This window comes from Brevibacillus fulvus (genome assembly GCF_016908525.1).
Classification (GTDB): Bacteria; Bacillota; Bacilli; order Brevibacillales; family Brevibacillaceae; genus Brevibacillus_G; species Brevibacillus_G fulvus.
The window spans coordinates 1-1801 of the sequence record NZ_JAFBEB010000028.1; the positions used below are offsets into that span (position 1 = coordinate 1).

The 1801-nt window shown below is 48.6% G+C and carries 1 protein-coding gene; it reads right to left on the reverse strand.

The features are described from left to right. Positions 1–392: 392 nt before the first annotated feature. Positions 393–1688 carry an IS110 family RNA-guided transposase gene (locus JOD01_RS19540; protein ID WP_204520134.1) on the reverse strand — a complete coding sequence of 432 codons (1296 nt, stop codon included), beginning with the start codon at positions 1686–1688 and terminating at the stop codon, positions 393–395. Between the last annotated feature and the right edge of the window lie 113 nt (positions 1689–1801).

Sequence of the window (1801 nt, forward strand, 5' to 3'; positions counted from 1 at the left end):
TTCCTCCCACTATAAATTAATGTTATCTCTCGTTTACTCACTCGTTCTTAGATTTTCATCCATTGACTATTTAGAGAGTTGGGGAAATCATGTATCTTTGACATATTTTTCTGAAGGGGCCAGTGGCGGGAATAGAGATTCGAATCCTTTTTCCAATCTGTGGGTGATTCGTATGACCGCACATTTGGATATCCACTCCATTCCCCTGACGGCTTACCCTCCCATGTCACGCTGGGTCTTTGCCCTTACATTCCTTCGTTCTGCCTCTCAAGGGGTGGACGCCGCTTCTTGCTCCTTTACTGGGTCGTTGCCCTTACGGAATAAATCCTGCGGCTGCTCCGTGCTTCTGTTGTCATTGGTTTCTTTCCAAGCTCTTGTGAAAATGGTTTGAATTAAGCTGCCAACTGAATTTGGGACTGGCGTACGGGTCCGAAAACGTCGGACGCATTATACGGAATGCACTTCGTGCCTAGTGTGTACAGGACGCGGATGAGCTTCCCACACAGTGCCACAATGGACTGCTTCTTCTTAAGCGGATTGTGGCTTCGTTGCGTAAAGTAATGATGCAACGCCTTGAACTCTGCATTTTTGGACACCATGGGCATCACCGCTCGAAAAAGCAAAGCTCTTAGCCGGGATCGCCCGCGCTTGGTAATGGTAGACTTGCCCTTCTTTTTGCCGGAACTGTTTTCTTTGAGGTTAAGCCCGGCAAGCCGGATAATCTGCTGCCCATGGTCGTAACCGCTAAGATCACCAACTTCAGCCAAGAAGCCCGCCAGCGTAACAACTCCAATGCCTGGCACGGTCAGCATCTCGTTTGTTCCAGGAATTTGCGCAAGCAACGTTTCCACTTGTGCCATGATTTCTTCAAGCTGTCTCAAGAATAGTTCATACTGTTCCAGTAAGGTCTTAAGCTCGATTTTCGCTGCTGTAAGCCCTTCGGTAAGCCCAATCGAGTTTGTGGCGGCTTGAAGGAGTTGCGCTGCTCGCTTGGATCCAATCGCTCGCTTCACGTCTTCCTTCCATCGACGAACGATTGCATCAGCACCAAGGGATACAATCTCCTGCGGTGTCGGAAATTCGCTAAGCGTGATAAGCGAGGCCTTTCCTTCCCAATCCTTAAACACGTGGCTGTACTCCGGAAAGAAGCGATCCAGCCAGTTCTGAATACGTCGCTGGACTTGCCCGAAGTTCACCATCACCTTCTCTCGAAGGTTCATGAGAATGCGAAGGTCGGCATAAACGCTCGTGGGCAATTTAGGCTCACTGTACTTGCCATTGCGGACTAAATCGGCAATGAGTCTGGCATCTTTGTAATCATTCTTCGTGGGTGAATTGTCTTCAAGTTCCTTGCTTTTGTTGACGTGATGCGGATTCACGATAACGACTTTGATGTTTTCTCGATGCAGAAATTCGGCCAGTGGAAACCAGTAGTGTCCGGTTGGTTCCATGCCCAAGATGATGTCCGTCTTGGCGTATTGCTGTTGAAGCTCCTTCATCCACGAAACGAGTTTCGTCAGGCCCGAATGGTCATTGGCGAACACGCAGTCCTTACCAAGCTCGATTCCGCGGAAATCGACAGCTCTGGCAACATGCGTTTTCTTCGCGATGTCTGCACCGACAACGAGGGTCATTTCGGTAATTTGTTGAATCCGTTGATTCTGCTTTTTCGATTGCTTATACTTCATAGTGGAGTGCCTCCTGTACGGGTAATTGTTCTTTGCGCGGAACGATTCCCAGTTTACAGAAGGTGCTTTTTTCATTCAAACCCCAAATTCATTCATTACAGGAATGGCTCCTT

Coding starts and splice junctions, on each gene's coding strand:
- JOD01_RS19540 (WP_204520134.1), bottom strand. CDS start 1,688: ATGAAGTATAAGCAATCGAAAAAGCAGAATCAACGGATTCAACAAATT.